1 protein-coding gene is annotated in these 223 nt (G+C 58.7%); it reads left to right on the forward strand.

Annotation, left to right across the window (positions count from 1 at the left end; translation table 11 throughout):
* A partial coding sequence (gene tssK / locus ABR397_RS24470; RefSeq protein ID WP_350307942.1) for a type VI secretion system baseplate subunit TssK occupies positions 1-223 on the forward strand: 223 nt, incomplete at both ends.

Here is a 223-nt window from a genome sequence, read left to right on the forward strand (position 1 = left end):
GGTCGCCATTGAGCTGACAAAATCGGCACAGCAATGGACCGGGACGCTCCACGATACCCGCTTGCGTGACGCGGCGGATTTTTATCTTTCTGTCCGTTCCTCCGTTCCCGCGCACCAGTTGCAAACCCGGTTTCCGCTGTTGTGTAAAGCCGGGGCGCCGGATGAGGTTAACCAGATGATTAACCGGGCGCTGACCGGGATCCCGCTGGTGGCGATGAATCAT

It is taken from the genome of Photorhabdus viridis, from assembly GCF_040256935.1.
In the GTDB taxonomy this organism is placed as follows: Bacteria; Pseudomonadota; Gammaproteobacteria; order Enterobacterales; family Enterobacteriaceae; genus Photorhabdus; species Photorhabdus viridis.